The organism is Paenibacillus cookii (assembly GCF_018333375.1).
GTDB classification, from domain to species: Bacteria; Bacillota; Bacilli; order Paenibacillales; family Paenibacillaceae; genus Paenibacillus_AQ; species Paenibacillus_AQ cookii.
Genome location: NZ_BORW01000011.1, coordinates 33,341 through 48,958 on the forward strand (window position 1 = coordinate 33,341; position 15,618 = coordinate 48,958).

12 protein-coding genes are annotated in these 15,618 nt (G+C 53.8%); all 12 read left to right on the forward strand.

The window, feature by feature from the left end:
- The first annotated feature begins 5 nt into the window (after positions 1–5).
- The 12 genes from KI367_RS12350 (at position 6) to KI367_RS12405 (ending at position 15,158) form a co-directional block, all read left to right on the forward strand.
- Positions 6–1,196: a M20 metallopeptidase family protein gene (locus KI367_RS12350; RefSeq protein ID WP_212949973.1), complete on the forward strand. Its 1,191-nt coding sequence runs from the start codon at positions 6–8 to the stop codon at positions 1,194–1,196.
- Positions 1,168–3,747, forward strand: coding sequence for a lantibiotic dehydratase (locus KI367_RS12355; protein WP_212949975.1), 2,580 nt, complete (start codon positions 1,168–1,170; stop codon positions 3,745–3,747). The genes KI367_RS12350 and KI367_RS12355 overlap by 29 nt, the downstream gene beginning before the upstream one ends.
- The gene (locus KI367_RS12360) at positions 3,728–4,828 is read left to right on the forward strand and encodes a hypothetical protein (RefSeq protein ID WP_212949976.1); all 1,101 of its coding nucleotides are present in this window, start codon (positions 3,728–3,730) and stop codon (positions 4,826–4,828) included. Before KI367_RS12355 ends, KI367_RS12360 begins: the two co-directional genes overlap by 20 nt.
- Positions 4,809–6,140 (forward strand): hypothetical protein, encoded by a 1,332-nt coding sequence (locus tag KI367_RS12365; RefSeq protein ID WP_212949978.1) that lies wholly within the window; start codon positions 4,809–4,811, stop codon positions 6,138–6,140. Before KI367_RS12360 ends, KI367_RS12365 begins: the two co-directional genes overlap by 20 nt.
- Positions 6,137–8,074, forward strand: coding sequence for a TOMM precursor leader peptide-binding protein (locus tag KI367_RS12370; protein ID WP_212949980.1), 1,938 nt, complete (start codon positions 6,137–6,139; stop codon positions 8,072–8,074). Before KI367_RS12365 ends, KI367_RS12370 begins: the two co-directional genes overlap by 4 nt.
- Before the next feature lie 16 nt (positions 8,075–8,090).
- The gene (locus tag KI367_RS12375; protein WP_212949981.1) at positions 8,091–9,005 is read left to right on the forward strand and encodes a thiopeptide-type bacteriocin biosynthesis protein; all 915 of its coding nucleotides are present in this window, start codon (positions 8,091–8,093) and stop codon (positions 9,003–9,005) included.
- Entirely contained in the window at positions 8,989–9,816 is an 828-nt protein-coding gene (locus KI367_RS12380) for a SagB/ThcOx family dehydrogenase (RefSeq protein ID WP_212949983.1), read from the forward strand. Before KI367_RS12375 ends, KI367_RS12380 begins: the two co-directional genes overlap by 17 nt.
- 17 nt (positions 9,817–9,833) lie before the next feature.
- Positions 9,834–10,619, forward strand: a complete 786-nt coding sequence (locus KI367_RS12385) for a hypothetical protein (RefSeq protein WP_212949985.1) — start codon at positions 9,834–9,836, stop codon at positions 10,617–10,619.
- A 218-nt stretch (positions 10,620–10,837) separates the two neighbouring features.
- Positions 10,838–11,758 carry a polyprenyl synthetase family protein gene (locus tag KI367_RS12390; RefSeq protein ID WP_212949987.1) on the forward strand — a complete coding sequence of 307 codons (921 nt, stop codon included), beginning with the start codon at positions 10,838–10,840 and terminating at the stop codon, positions 11,756–11,758.
- 157 nt (positions 11,759–11,915) lie between these two features.
- The gene (gene comX / locus KI367_RS12395; protein ID WP_156124503.1) at positions 11,916–12,089 is read left to right on the forward strand and encodes a competence pheromone ComX; all 174 of its coding nucleotides are present in this window, start codon (positions 11,916–11,918) and stop codon (positions 12,087–12,089) included.
- Between the two features lie 56 nt (positions 12,090–12,145).
- Positions 12,146–14,521 (forward strand): sensor histidine kinase, encoded by a 2,376-nt coding sequence (locus KI367_RS12400; protein ID WP_212949990.1) that lies wholly within the window; start codon positions 12,146–12,148, stop codon positions 14,519–14,521.
- The gene (locus KI367_RS12405; protein ID WP_036707341.1) at positions 14,499–15,158 is read left to right on the forward strand and encodes a response regulator; all 660 of its coding nucleotides are present in this window, start codon (positions 14,499–14,501) and stop codon (positions 15,156–15,158) included. Before KI367_RS12400 ends, KI367_RS12405 begins: the two co-directional genes overlap by 23 nt.
- Positions 15,159–15,618 lie beyond the last annotated feature (460 nt).

Consider the following 15,618-nt stretch of genomic DNA (forward strand, 5'->3'; position numbering starts at 1 on the left):
CCGCCATGCCGGACGTATTCGAAGAACTGCGGAGAATTCGGAGAGAACTTCACCGGATTCCGGAGCCGGCAGGGAAGGAAATCAAAACGAGGGCTTATGTCGAGCGTTACATCCGTCAGCATACCCGGCGGATTCGCATCGACCATCATTCCGACAAAGGCTTGATTGCGTCTTATGACGGCGGGTCGAAACTACCGGCCATAGCGTTTCGGGCTGAGCTGGACGGACTGCCGATCCGGGACGATAAGGAGCTCGACTATAGAAGCCGCCATGCCGGCATGAATCATGCCTGCGGCCATGACGCCCACATGTCGATTTTATTGCAGCTGCTGCGATGGGCGGATGAGGTCGGTCCCCGCAGAAATCTGGTCTTCATCTTTCAGGCGGCCGAGGAAGTGCTGGGAGGCGCGCGGGAGCTTGTTCCGCTCCTGCGGGGCCGGGATATCGGTTATATGTTCGCGGTCCATGTCACGCCTGATTTGTATCCGGGATACTTCGCGCTGCGGGGCGGCACGGCGCTTGCCGGCGCCCTGACGGCCGAGCTCGGATTGGAGCTCGCCTCCGGCCATGCGGCGGACCAACAGGATGTTATGGAGCTGCTGGCCCAAGTCCATGCGTTCCAACGGGAATATAACGATAAGCGCCGCATCTGTAAAGTTACGCATATCGAAACGAACGGCTACTACAATGCGGTTCCTGACCGGATAACGTTTTTCCTATCGTTCCGATCGGCGGATGAGGAAGCGAACCGCAGCGGATACGCCCAGCTGCTCCACCGGATGCAGCACAACGGTTCCGTGCGCAGCGTTTTGTGGAACCGGGTCGTCTCGGAGTATCCTGCGTATGCCAATGACCCCATATTGGCGGAACGGATCCGGGGCTTGCTCGGCAAGAGATTCGGTCAGGAGTCGGTGTTGAACTCGCCCTTTTTATTTTCAAGCGATGATTTTGCTTTCTATGCCAGGGATTTGCCGGGCCTTCGGACCTGTTATTTCTTTATAGGCGCCTATATAAGGGAACATAACGCGGTGCATACGGCGTCGTTCGATATTGGCGAAAAGGCCCTTCTGTACGGATATGAAAGCCTGCGGGCGATTGTCCGGATGTTCGAGCAGGCTGAAAAACGGGCCGAAAGAACACGACTTTACGAAACCGGGAGTGAAAACGATGAAAGTATCCCCCCTTTATATCTATAGGGAAACCCATTTTCCGCTGCGGCGGGTCTCTCATTATCTGGGCGATTTGGCCGAAAGGTATGCGGAAGCCAAAGCGCGGGCAACCCGGCTCGAACCCCGGGTCAAAGAAGTTATCGAAGAAATGGAGCATGAAATTGCCGGCATCGCGGAGGATCATGACCGCATGGAGGCGATCCGCTTCAAGCGTGATTTTTTTAATACCCGGCCTTCGGCCCAAGGCCGTTACGAGCGGGTGAAGCATTGGTTTCCTGCAGGTTTGCGGGAAAAGGTGGAGGGCGTATTTGCCGCCCGTGAAGCCGCGCAGTCCGATATGACAGCGATTGAAGCAGAGTTTGGCGAGCTTTCCAGCGCCGACCGGCAATGGCTGCACGACGTCTACCGGGAAGATCCGGAACTATGCGATGCCGTCATGTTCATGAACAGCGCCATCGTGCCCAAATTGGAAAAATATTTGCAGACGCCGGTGGAGCAGCATGACCGCAGCTTGCGAAAGCTCGACTATACCTTAATCAAATTTTTAACCCGGGCCAGCATGAAGACGAGCCCTTTCGCCAATCTGACATACTCCGGGATGGGCAGCTTCGACGGCGCGGGAAAGGAAGGATGCAAAAAATTGTATCCCCGGATCAACGATTCGCTGATCCTTCAAGTATTCGACAGGCTGTGCCTGGAGCCCGAGCTTATGACCCGCCTGCATTACCGGCTGAACGCCACATGCGTGGAGCTGGAAGGCAAATATTACATTACGGTGCTGCAAAATGCGAAGGGGGAGCGGCAGCTTTACAAATCCAGACAGGGTCTTGTGACGCTGCGTTCGGGCGGAGCTCTCAGGGCTCTTTTTGGCAAATTGTCGGATCGCGGCTCGCTTTCGTACGACGAATTGAAATCAACCCTTACCGGCCTCGGCATTGAAGGGGATCAAGCGGACGGCACGCTTCGCCACCTGATCGGAAGCGGCGTTCTTGAACGTACCGACGTGCTCAACGAACAATCCGGCGAGCTGTTGGCTGAACTCATCCGAAAACTTGAGCATTACGGCATCGTACACCCGTGCCTGAACGCGTTTCGGCAATTGCGCAAGCTGACCGCAGAACTGGAGGCGTCCTTTGACCGTACCAAGGCGGAACGGCTGTATGAAGCCCTTGAGGAACTGTCCGCGATGTTCGGCATGGATCCGATCCCGCGGCGGAGCATGCTGTATATTGACGGCATCGACGAAAAGGTGACCGCTCGCAGCTACCGCGAGCAGCAGCATAAGCTGAATCGGCTGTCGCAATACCAATGGCTGATGATGTGTTTTGACACCGTCGTCAAAATGCAGTTTGCCGCAGGCGAATTTTTCCGGCAGCGTTACGGCAGATCCTTTGTACCAAGCAATTCGCAGGAAGCTTCGAGAATGCTCAGGGATATGGCCCAGGTGATCTTTTCGGATACCGAACTGATGAAAGAGACCTACGGCTTTTTCAACTGGAATAAAGCATATATGCATCCGCGCATTCGCAGCCTGCATGACATTGCCGGAGAGTTGGCATCTTTTCTGACCGGGTCAGGGGATCGACAGGAAATCGTTATTCCGGACGACCACATTTCCCGGTGGCTGCGGCAAATCGAGAAGGTGCTCGGCGAGCGGCTGCTTTCCCATTCCTTTTTCGTGCAGGAAGACGGTGAACGTATGGTCGTTAACCATATGTATAAAGGCTTCTCGATCTATTTTGCGAGATTCCTCAAATATTTGAAAGATACGGGAACCGCCTATGGCGAATACTTGAGCGAATGCTTCGACGGCAACCGGGTGGCGGATATACGGAACACGTTTGGCTTTAACGCGAACATCCGGAAAAAAACGGTCGAAAGGGAGATCGCGCTGCCGATCCAATCGATGACGGAATCCGAGCGGTTCCTTTCCTGGTTGGATTTGGGCCTGAGATACAATGCTTCCACAGGGAGCGTGGAGTTTTTTGAGAAGGAGACCGGAGAGGTTGTGCGCCCGCAATTTTTGGGTACGCTTGTCCTGGTCGCCGCACCGGCTATTTTAACCACTTTTGACGTGTTGTCTTCCCATGGAACAAGTTATTTTGACCTTGGGGAGCTGGTCATCCGCGAACGGCTGAAACATTGGGAGGGGCATGATGATGCAACCATTCGCGTCCCGCGGATCAGCTTCGGGGATTCCGAGTTAATCGTTTCCCGCGCCAAATGGCTGATTCCTGCCAAAACTTTGCTTGAGCTGTATAAAGAAAAGGATCGGTTCGGCTCCTGGAAGCGGGTGCTTGATTTCATGGAGGAACATGGCGTGCCCAGCCGGTTTTATGTCCGCGCATTCATGGCGGAGATGGAGGAAGTCACGGAAGGGGGCGAACGCAAGCCGCAATTCATTAACCTCTCATCGCCTTTGTTGTTCCACCTGCTGATTCAGCTGGCGGGTAAGACCGGGTACCTGATGCTCGAAGAAGAGTTTCCCGTGGCGGATCCGAAACAGGAATGCGTCAGGGAGTACACTTACGAAATTACTTGCGGGGAGGTGTACGGCGATGCGGCTGCGAACCATTAGCTGCTTTTTGTACGACAGCGAGGCGTCGGCGTCGTTGCTTCGAGGCATCGTCCGGTATATCCAGGCGGGGAGCCTGAAAAATGCCATATTGCAAAAAAGCTGGGTGAACGGCTTCCATGTCAAGACGACGCTCCCCGTGTCCGAGGCCGACCAAGGGCTTGAACGGATGATCCGGCGGACCGCGGAACGTTATGCTAAACCGCGCAGTGCGGAGGAATATGAAAAATACGAGAAGATGCTCCATAAGCTTGCCGGTATGGAGAGGTACTCCGGGGATTATTTACCCTTGTGCCGGGACGGCGAAGTGGTTGTGAAGGAGGAAGAGCGGCTGACCGGCGGAAATCCGCTGTGCAGCCCCAGGATCAATTACGGGATGGAGCTGCTGAAAAGCCAGCTGCTTGCGGACATTTACGAGGATTGGAACAAGCTTTCGGAAGACAGGCAGAACGTGGAATTCGCCAAAATATTTCTCATTACAGGCAGCGGCAGTCCGGGAGGGCTCAAAGTCGGCTATTTATCCCTGCGTTCGAATTTCGAATACTTTAAAACCCAGATCGAAGCCATGAAAAAGAATCCGGCCATCGAAGCGAAAATCCGGGCGGCGCTATTGGGCCGGTCGGAAGTCGAAAAGGAATTTATCGCGGACGGCGTTCAGAAATTTTCGAACGGGATCTTTGAGCGGGAGTTCCTCTTCGGGCGGTTCAAAATCTTCGTCCATTCGCTTTCGGCGATGCTGGCGCAGGCTTATGACGGGGGAGAGCTGGAGGTGGAGAAGCTGACGCATGGCGATGATTTTTTCGAACGTCATGACGAAGTGAGCGAATTTCACCGGACATTTTATTCGAATCCGCAATTTTTACGGCATTACCACGATAAAGGGTTTATTGTATACCGGTTCGTGGCTTCCGCTTTGTACTCGCTGATGCCGCTGCTGGGCATCTCTTCGCTGCGGAGGCAGCGGATTACGGGACTGGTGGCGGAATGCGTGGAGAGTGGCTTCGACATGGACTGGCGGGCTGCATATCGATATTTGGAAATGAAGATGGCAGGTGATACCGATTATGGCAAACTGGCTGATTAAGCAGGAAGACCGGCTTTATCTGTATGAAAAGAAGGGGCTTCACCGCCTGCAAATGCCGCCGGAAACCCAGCGGATATTGGAAGAAGCCGTGCTTGGAGGCAAGCCGGGCAGAATGGCCGAGATCGACCAGACTTTGGCGGATCGTCTTCTAAAAAGGAAAACATCCGGGAGTCCCGTTCAGCAACCGGCCTCTGCTGCGGCCGGCACCAGAATATTGGAAACGGAGTTTCCTCCGGCGTCCGGGCAGTGGCAGATGCTGCATCTTGACGGCGCAACGTCGGTGCTGTTCCGAAACGTGACTCCACAAAACTATGCGGAGCTGGTGGCAGCTGCCGAAGCCGGCCCGCAGGAAAAGGACGATCTTTTGCTCGATATTTACGCAGGGCATTTGGCAGCCGCAAGCCGGGCCCGTGCGGGGGATGCAGGAAATGAAGAAGCCAAGACCGTTCTTGCGATTGCCATGGACGCCAAACGGATCGTGGAAGAAAAAGAACTGTTAAGCGACTACGCATTGGAAGAACTAGATTTGCGGGAACTGTTCCCCGGAGAGGACCGTTTCGAATGGACCGCAATGATCGATGCGATGGAGCGCCTCGAAAGCCGCATCATTACGAGCTTTCTATTCCGCCGGAATGAATGGATCCAGGTCCCTTACAAGCTCGCGAGTGCGGATGACGGCAGTTTCTTTGCCGGGGAATCGGGCGCGGAGCAGATCGTATACGCATCCTGCCGCAACCTGGAACTCCGATTGGAGAAGATGGATCCGGAGGCAGCCTGGTTGGTGGTGGCCGGATCCCGGCACGGGCTCCATCGGCTCGCCCAATTTCTGATGACGACCTATGCCTTGGAGCAGGGGCCGGTGGAAAGACAGGTCATTCCTTATGCAGAACTTGCCCGGAATGGGCGAATAGATGCCATGATCAACCGTTTCGTAAAGGAGAAGGAGCAGCTGTATCTCCATGTGGACCATATTCCTGGAACCTCGCTGTGGAGCGCGGCCGCAGGCCCTAAAGAGGAGACGTGGACGGACAGGGTATACGGCACCGCGTCCAGACGGGTGATTGAGGATGCTCTGATCCGTTATTATGCCTTAGTCCGCCAAAACGGAATCCGGGCCGCGGGTCCGGAAAGTTTCCGGATGATCGAAACGCAACCCCCCGGAAACTTGGACCGTCCGGAGACTTGCCGGGCGGAGGATCTGTATCGGCTGATCACCCGGATATACGAGGTACGGGTGATGCGTATTCCGCTGCTTCAGGACAGCGGAATATCCGTGATTCAATTGCGCCGCAAAGGAGGGAAGCAAGCATGAAAGAGCTGTTGTTATATGAAACGGGCGGCATGCTGCTCCAGCAAGTTCTGGGCGAGATGGACCGGCGCGGCATGTTGTACCGACTGACCCAAGAGAGGTCCGGCAAGCCGGGCATGACCCTTCACGTCATCTCCGATGGCCTCAAGGAAGAGGAATTCGCGCCGTTTTTCCAACCGGCTCCCCAGCCCGCCGGGGGCGTATTTTTCTATCATCAATTGCTGAATACGCTCCTGGTAGGCCCGTATGTCGCAGACCGGTCCGGCGTATGCTTCGCCTGCTTGAAGAGGAGGCTGCAGGCGAATGGCAGGGAAAATATCGTTTCGCTCGCATACGGGGAGCCGGGGCTGTCTTCGCCGCATCACCAAGCGGCCGAATTTGTCGTCGATATGATGGAGGCGTTTCAGCTCTCAGGAGAACTGCTTGCACGTTATGACCAGCGGGCGGAGCATATCCAGTTTGATGCATTGCGGGCCGATTCCTATGTGTTGAGCCGAAGCGGATATTGCCCTATATGTTCGCCGGACGTAAAACGCGAAAATCCATTCATCCATGGTTTTCAAAGCGGATTTAAGCCAGACCCCCGGACATACCGCCTGAATTCCGGCCCGGATACCGGCGCGGTCCTAGAGCGTTGGTTCGACAGGGACAGCGGGACGGCGACGCACAGCTATCGTGAGCTTCGCTCTTCCATGATCGAAGCAGGCGGCGTCGAAATTCGGGTGAGTCCGGCATATGTCGAGACCGGGTTCGGAAGAGCCTATCGTCGGACGGATGCCGAGAAGGTGGCCGTTCTGGAGGCTGTCGAGCGGTATTGCGGCATGTGCGCTCACGAGGCGCCTTCGGCCGAGAAGAAAGGTTATGCCCAAGTGCGCGCCATCGCGGCGAATCCGGTGGATTTCGGCTTGCATACCGAAGCCGATCAGAAACATCCGGAATTCCGGCTGAAACATTACACGGAGGAGCTGCCTATATACTGGACGCCGGCCTATTCGCTGAAGGAGAAGCGGGAGGTTCTGGTCCCCGAGCAGCTCGTTTATTACGCCGACGGGCATTTCAGAGACCAGACCAATCGGTTTGTGTACGACAGCTCGAACGGACTTGCGTTAGGAAGCTCCCGTGAAGAAGCGGTGCTCCACGGATTGTTCGAACTGATCGAACGGGATCATTTCCTCTGCGCCTGGTATAACCGGCTCCCGTTGCAGGAGCTTGACATCGAGGATACCGGCCTGGACGAGTTGAAACAGCTCCTTTACTTCCTGGAGCTGGAAGGGATCCAAGTCCGATTTTTCGATATTACGATGGAGCTTCGGGTGCCGAGCGTATGGGCCGTGGCTTACGATACCCGAAAGAATGCTCTGATGAAGTCCTATAATGCGGCGGCGGCACATTTTATTCCCGAAAAAGCCATTGAATCGGCCGCCATGGAGGTCATTACGTCGCTTCCGATTTATGAAGATGCGCTTCGCCGGGATGAGGCGATGAGCGAGCGGGTGCGGCAGCTGGTAGGCCGGCCGGAAGCCGTAACGGAATTTGAGGACCATGTGCTTTATTATGCAAGCGAGGAAAACTGCAGGAGAGGTCTGGGATTCTTGCTGAACCAGGACGCATCCGCCAAACTTCCGGTCCGGCAAGCGTATAGGGAAATATTTTATGAAAGCTCCCGCTTTACCCATGAGGATTTGGCGGAGGATTTGGAACAGTTGGCGTCGGAAGTGCTTCAGCATTACGAAAATATATACGTGGCAGACGTGACGCCCGGCGAGGTTGCAAAATTCGGCCTTTATGCGGCCAAGGTGCTTGTGCCCGGCATGCTCCCGATGACTTTCGGTCATCAGCATCGGCGCGTTATTCCCGAGCGGCTAAGCCGCGAGCGGATGCGGCGGGGCTTTTGCGGAGAGTTTGAAGTGAATCCCGAGCCGCATCCGTTTCCTTGATAGGAGGAGATATTCGATGGAAACCTGGAAAAGTTATCGGATTTATTATCAAAATTACGCCATGTACGACGGGCTTATCCTGCTGCTTGCCGATCTTATGGAGAGATGGATGGCCGAAGGGAACATTTCAAAATGGTTTTTTCTCAGATATTGGGAGGACGGACCGCATATCCGCATTCGTTATCTCGGTCCGGAAGGGCAGGATGCGGAAGAACTGTTCGAAAAGGCCCGATCGTGGATACGGCAGCATCCCGTCGGCAGCCGGCTCACCAAGCAGGAGTACTTCCGCAATCATAAATTCGACGGGGTGCCGTTGCCGCTTGAACAGCTGGGCTGGTACGAGGAAGGGGAGATCGTGGCAAAGCCTTATGAGCCGGAATACGAGCGGTATGGCGGAGTGCGGCTGATGCCGCTGACGGAGACGCTTTTTCTTGAATCGAGCCGGATGGCCGTTCGGCTTCTCCGACTTACGCAGCAATCTTCGTTTACGGCACGTTTTTTGGTAGCCATGACGGCCGTGGAGGAGCTGGTGAATCTCTTTTTCGCCGGGAACGTCCGGCTTGGAGGCGTGGTTTCCTATTACCGCAAAAGCGCGGACAGCTGGAAACGCCTCTATCAATTGGAACGGATGCCGATTCCGGACCGTTTCGTTCAAGCAGGGAAGGATTATCTCCGGCTGAAAGAAGCGGCCTCCCGCCTGATCCGTTCCGATGAGGAGTACGGCAGGTTGCGCGAAAGGCTGATCGCCGGCTGCTCCGCGATTGCGGATGCGATCGAAGACGATCAAAAGGTCAGGTCGATATTCTACTCGCATCTTCATATGCTGAACAACCGTCTCGGGATGGGCCCGGAATATGAATACGCGCTTTATGAAGTTTTATGGAGATTCCATACCGGTCAGGAGGCGAACGTAAATGCAACCGTCTCATAACGAGCTTTCCGAATTTTATGATTATGACGTGCTGTTCGAGGAGTTGGCGAATCAGGAACCGCGGTCCGTCGCATGGCGTTTTAACCAGCGGCCGCTGGACGATTACGTTTTTTCCAAGCATGAAGTGCCCCTGCCTGAATATTTGGAGAAAATTTCGCTGGAGCGGGGAGCGGCGTTTCCCGAAAACGCGGAGGCCGAATTGGCCCGGCTGCTGCTTAAACGAAGATCAACCTTTATTAACGGCATGGGGCAGACGTGGACCTTATCCGACGTGAACGCTTTGTTGACCTGGTCGGCGGGAATCCGCGATACTCACCGCCATATGGGCAGCCGGGGAACGGAAGAAGTGATTGCGATGCGTACATATCCCTCGGGCGGCGCCATGTATCCGATTAAGCTGTACATGTATATCCGCGGCGTGGAGGGGCTGGAGGAAGGCGTGTACTATTACGCGCCGGTACAGCAGGAGCTCTACCGGTATCGGGGTTCTCTTGAAATAGGCGAGCTTGAACGGATGCTTCCGATGACGCTATACAAAACGGATGCCCGCAGTTCCATGCTGGAAGGCGTTTCGATTTTGCTGTTTTTCATTGCAGACCTGCAGTACAGTTTCCGGAAATACGGGCGGTTGTCTTACAAGCTTGCATTGATCGAGGCAGGCCACATCGCCCAGAACATCCAGCTGATCAGCACCGCGCTCGATAAACGAACGCTGCCCATCTGCGGCTTTTTTGCCGATAAAGTGGAGGAAATGCTGCAGGTGCGTGAACAAAAATACCAGCACTGCGTGTACGCCATGCTGCTGGGGTAAAGGAGGAGGACATTCAAATGATTAATGCCTTTTTCGAACTTGAGCCGGCCGAAAAGGCTTTGCGGGTGATGAACCGTTACCGCCGCGACCATCCGCTTTACACGATTCCCCATCAAGAGCCCGAGAAGCTGAAGCGGATTTTGGAGAACCAAGACCTGCCTGCGGGCGCCCAGGGGGTCCAAAACTTGTACCATAAAGGGATTTTGGTGGACCGGGTCCGCTCGGAAGGGCTGGAAAGGTTCAAACGGTTCTTTTCGCAGGTTGGCCCCGACGTGGATCTCTATTCATTGTCGCTGGTCGTCGCCAGGGAATATTTGCGGTCGGAGTTTGCCGTCATCGCATACGAGGACGCGGACTTGGACCTTCGGTTGTGGCAGACCCCGTCGCCTAAAGACGCTAACGCTCCGAGAAACTATCTGGTCTTGTACCGCGAGCCCGGACAGCTTCGGCAGCTGAAGCAGGAGATGGATGCCAAGCGGGGAGATACCCTGTTTCTGTGCCGTGTCATGCAAGGCCGGATCGCCGAGATTGGACCGATGTACGTCACTCACCCAACCTTTTGCCTGGATTGCATGGTCCGCAAGCTCGAAGCTTATCATATCCGTTGGTCGAGTCCTTTGTCGGTGCCTGCCGGACAGCTCCTGGAAGAGGAGTTCCTTAAATCGCTGATCGACCACTACAGCTCCTATATTACATTGCTCTCTACCGTCCATGAGCGGAAAATGGTGCTTCGCGATCGGGAGATCGGTTTTACGAGTTTGATCACCCCGCGTTATTCCCGCTGCCATTGCCTAATAAGCTGAATAAAAGCGTCTGCCGGCCGATCCAGGGCCTGCAGATTCTTTTTTTCAATATAGGGTTTATCGAATTTCAGGGCTCCCGCTAAGTACCTGAATCCGCTTCGAAGGCAAGGCCCCGCTTTGCGGGGCAGTTTTAGGAAAACTATGGAAACGAGTTGTATCATCCATTAAAATAAGAGTTAAATATTGGTGGAAATCGCGAAATTTCGGGAGGGGAGTTCGTGGAGCAATTTGAACCCAGGATCATGTCCGAATTGGAAGGCCAAGCAAAGGCGTTTTTTAGAGTGGAAATGCTGCTTGAGGCTGCTTTGGCGTCTTTGCGGGTGAAGCAAGCCGAATCCCTGTTGTTCGGCAAAATGACCGTTTTGCATTACCGGATGTTCGGCGGGGAAGGCGACGCCGTCTACAGGGCTGCGGCAGCGGTGGAGCTGATGATTCTTGGCCTGGACATCATCGACGATTTGCAGGATGAAGACCATGGAGGAATGCCCTGGCACCGGCTTTCGAAGGATATTGCGCTAAACCTCGCCATCGGCTTTTTGACCTTATCCCAGGAGACGCTGCTTTACAGCGACTTTCCGCTGGAGAGGGTGCATGAGTCCGCAGTCTTTTTAAACCGTCAAATGCTGGTGGCCATTAACGGCCAAACGTTGGATCTGCTGAATGCCGCCCGCGACGAGGATGAATACCTGAAGATGGTGGAGCAAAAGTCGGCGGCCCTATTGGTATGCGCCTGCATGATTGGAGTCATTTTGGCTACCGGACAGGCGGACGAACGGGTGGCCGAGTATGCCCGGGAGGTCGGCATCGCCGCTCAGATTAAAAACGATTATAGGGATTTGCTGGATTGGGGAAACAAAAATGATTTTTTGCGGCGCAAAAAAACGCTCCCGGTACTGTTTTTGCTTTCTACTGCCGAGGAACAGGATGAACGCTGGATCGTGGACTATTTCGCGGGCCGCCTCCAACCGGAGGAGGTGCTGCATCGCGAAGAGGAGTTTTGCGCCGTGGTGCAGCGGACAGGCACCGCATTATATACTTCCGTTCGGATGCGATCCCACTATTACCGGTTTCTGAACATCATCGAGGGCATGGAGATGGACGCGAAATGGCGTGACTTAATGATCGAAGCCGCGCGCTAACAAGCCGATAAACTTGTTCGGGGTACCGCAATGATGCCGCAAACTCCCACGCAATCGATTTGCGGGAAATACGTGATACGTTGTCGTTTTGCAATGGATGCTGCCTTGATATATTGAAATCAAAGGAAGCAAATTGATCCATTGGGAGGAAACGACAATGTTGAAAGAAATGATTCGCAAAATCGTAACGGAACCTGAATTTATGGCCCGGATTCAAAACGGACAGCTGCAGCTGGCCGGCATGTCGGCATTCGAACAGCGCGCATTTTTGGATGTCATGCAAGAGCGCAAACCGGATGACTCCCTCCGCAAAAGCGCATATTGGGCTTAAATTCTCAAGTTGCTTAAACCCCCATACAACATTAAGTGATCTGGAGGCCTACTTCATTGTCGAAATGGACGAACAACATCAAACTTGCTGCAGGATGGATTGCACTCATCGTATTGGTCGCATATTTGGCAGGCGTCATCATCAACCAGCGGGACATGGGGATCGACGTCGCTCCGAACGCGGACGGCCGCATGGCCGTGACGGCCATCGAGCCCGACAGCTGGGCCAAAGGCATCATTAAGCCCGGCGACATCGTGGTCAATGTGGACGGAGCCGATCCCCTTCAATCGGAAGCGATCCGGACGTATGGAGTCATTGTAGGCGCAGACCACATCGAGATCGAACGTCAAGCCCCGGACGGTTCTTCGTATACGATGACGCTGCCCGTTGATCATGGCGTTTCGGCGTACGGCACGTTATTTTATCTGGTCATCCCCGGCTTATCTCTGGTGCTGCTGCTGATTTTCTCGGTTTATGTATACAAGAAGGAAAAGGAAGACCGGGCTGCCAAGCTCTTGATCCTGTTTTTTCTGAGCATTGGTCTAAGTTATTTCAGCTCGGCGGCTTCGGGGCTGCTGAACCCCGTCGGAAGAATTACGCTCGGAATCAGTTTCGCCAGCATACCGGTCTTCTTTATCCACTTCATGGAGGCCTATCTTCGGAACTATCAAGAACGATTTATTACCAGGGCGGGGCTTAGAGCGTTTTACCTGTTCGCCTCGTTGGTCGGCATGATGATGGTGCTGAGCGTCATTCCCGGAATCCCGATCCATCCGTACGAGACGACGGCGCTGCTTGTGTTTTTCGTGTACGCCAATGTGGTCATCGTTTACAAATTGATTAGCAAATTCATAAAGCACCGTTCCGGGGAGCTCCGCTCGCTTTTCAAAATTACGTTAACCGGACATACGGTTGCTTTTCTGCCATTTTTGCTGTTTGACGCGATTCCCGGGTTTTTCGGCCTGTCCTTTGCCCCGGCAAAGCTGACGGCGATTTTTCTGGTGGCCATTCCGGTCGTGTATTTTTATCTCTTTATCACGAAAAGGCTGTTTGATATCGACTTTGTGCTGAACCGCTTCTTTTATTATACGTCGATTTCTTTTATTCCGGCTTTGGTCATCATCGGTTTGATGGCCGTAATTATGCATCAGGATCAATATACCTGGGTCAAGTGGATTCAGATTTTTTTATTGGTCTACCTCATGATTACGCTGTTTTTGTTCGCCAAGGAATTTATGGACTATAGGCTCAGGCCTCACTTTCTTAAGGAAACTCATGATTTTCAAGGAAGCATCGACCGCTTTTCCAAGCGGATTTCGAAGGTGATGAAACGTTCCGATCTGGAGAAGCTGCTGGAGCGGGAGGTCTGCATGATTTTGCCCGTTCGGAATGTCTCCTTTCTGAAAATCGTTCAGGATAAAAGCATGGACCGACCTGCGGTTTCGGGGGACGGGAAAGCCGCTCCGGAGATCGAAGCCGCGCTGCAAAAACTGGGCCATAAGCCGGCGGTAGGAGATATGATTCGCCTGCCGGTCGGCACCGGGCTGGTGACGGGCAATTACGGAACAACGCAGCACGTATTGTGGATCGACGAAAAGGTTAACCATACGAGCCTCAACATGGACGAAAAAAACTGGCTCAAAACGATTGCCCATTACAGCGGGATCGTATACGAAAACCTGTATCTGATCGAAGGGTTGATCGAGAACCTGGAAATGGAGATGAAAAGCCAGAGGGAGGCGCCATCCTGGGTGCTCCGCCTGATTTTTACCCTTTCCGAAAACGAGCGCAGACGGCTTGCTTCGGATCTGCATGACGCGGCTTTGCAGGATCAGCTCATCTGGTACCGGAAGCTGGAGTCGCTGATGCTGGATTACCCGATGGAAGACGGTTTGCTGGAACAGCTGGACCAGATCAAAGAAGGACTTCTCGACGTTATACATCAGATCAGGCAGACATGCAACGAGCTGCGCCCGCCCCTCCTGAAAGAGATGGGGATCGTGGAGGCGCTGGAACAGCTGATTCAGCAGGAGCAGATCCGCTCCAATTATGCCGTGACGCTTCGGGCGGAACCGACCGTCATCGAGCTTAACGACGTGCAAATATTGGCGGTTTACCGTATCGTGCAGGAATTGCTGCGAAACGCCGACAAGCATGCGGGGGCGTCCCAAATCCTGATCGAGCTGGAGCAGCGCGACAGCGAATTGTATTTTTACTATAAGGATGACGGCCGCGGTCTTCAGCTGACGGAACTTACCGATTCGTTCAAACATATGGGGATTTCGGGTATCAAGGAACGCGTGCGCAGCCTTGACGGGGATATTGTTTTTCATTCGGAACCGGGCAAAGGCTTTGAAGTTCAGTTAACGCTGCCGATGAATCCCCACAGTGAAGAAGGAGGAGAGAACGATGATTCGTATTTTGCTAGTTGACGACCATCCTTCGGTTTGTGAGGGTACGAAAACGATGATCGAACAGGACCCCGATATGGAAGTAACGGTTTCCTATCATTCGCCGGAGGCGCTGGAAATAGCCAAAACCCAGGAATTTGACGTCATGCTGTTTGATCTTAACATTCCGGTGATCAGCGGTCTGGAGCTTACCAAACGATTGATGGGCATCAATCCGGATTTTCGGATTCTGATCTATACGGGCTACGAGATCAGCTCGAATTTCAATTTGCTGGTGGAGGCGGGGGTTTCGGGCATCATAAGCAAAACGGCCAGCCGGGAGCAGCTGTTAAATGCGATCCACTGCGCGCTCCGCGGGGAAGCGGTAATACCTGTTTCGCTTTTGAGGCAGCTGCGGCGAAGCGAGGTACGGCTCTCTTCCATCCGCAACGATAAGACGATGGAGGACGTCTCCATTAATGAGCGGGAGCAGGAAATTTTGCAGGAGGTCGCAGGCGGCAGCAGCAACAAGGATATCGCCGCGAAGCTGCTTATGAGCCAGCGTACGGTCGAGTACAATTTGACCCGGATCTTCGAAAAACTGGGCGTGCGTTCACGCTCGGAGGCGATTGTAGAGGCTAAAAGGCTCGGGCTGATCCACAATGGGGAATTCGTGTAATTCCGGGGTTCTTGGATGTGAGTGCCGCGAGGCATTGATGAATTTGGGTGGTAACACGTGAGTAATCAGGCTCTCGTCCCTTATGGGGATGAGGGCTTTTTTGTATTTTCAAGCGAAAAAAGGAGGAGTCAACGACGGGCGGTGTGGGTTCCCGGCCTGCTTGCGCGATACGAGCCGGATTCCATCCTGTATTTCCTGATTGCAAACGGACCGGAACGCCGGGATGCGGATTTTTCGTTGCGCAAACTGACCGGTCTCGCGCTCTTGTTCGAGCGAATCGAACCCTCCCGGATCGCGGAGGAAACGGAGCGTCTTCGGCAAGCTGACATAAGGAGTGAAAATGCTTCGAATAACAACCATTTTAACGCACTATGAATTTTTGCAAATCCCCGTATGAAAATATTGACAATCCAAATTTGGGCGGGTAAATTAAACGATGTATTAAACATTGTTTAAAAAC

Coding starts and splice junctions, on each gene's coding strand:
- KI367_RS12350 (WP_212949973.1), top strand. CDS start 6: ATGCCGGACGTATTCGAAGAACTGCGGAGAATTCGGAGAGAACTTCAC.
- KI367_RS12355 (WP_212949975.1), top strand. CDS start 1,168: ATGAAAGTATCCCCCCTTTATATCTATAGGGAAACCCATTTTCCGCTG.
- KI367_RS12360 (WP_212949976.1), top strand. CDS start 3,728: ATGCGGCTGCGAACCATTAGCTGCTTTTTGTACGACAGCGAGGCGTCG.
- KI367_RS12365 (WP_212949978.1), top strand. CDS start 4,809: ATGGCAAACTGGCTGATTAAGCAGGAAGACCGGCTTTATCTGTATGAA.
- KI367_RS12370 (WP_212949980.1), top strand. CDS start 6,137: ATGAAAGAGCTGTTGTTATATGAAACGGGCGGCATGCTGCTCCAGCAA.
- KI367_RS12375 (WP_212949981.1), top strand. CDS start 8,091: ATGGAAACCTGGAAAAGTTATCGGATTTATTATCAAAATTACGCCATG.
- KI367_RS12380 (WP_212949983.1), top strand. CDS start 8,989: ATGCAACCGTCTCATAACGAGCTTTCCGAATTTTATGATTATGACGTG.
- KI367_RS12385 (WP_212949985.1), top strand. CDS start 9,834: ATGATTAATGCCTTTTTCGAACTTGAGCCGGCCGAAAAGGCTTTGCGG.
- comX (WP_156124503.1), top strand. CDS start 11,916: ATGTTGAAAGAAATGATTCGCAAAATCGTAACGGAACCTGAATTTATG.
- KI367_RS12405 (WP_036707341.1), top strand. CDS start 14,499: ATGATTCGTATTTTGCTAGTTGACGACCATCCTTCGGTTTGTGAGGGT.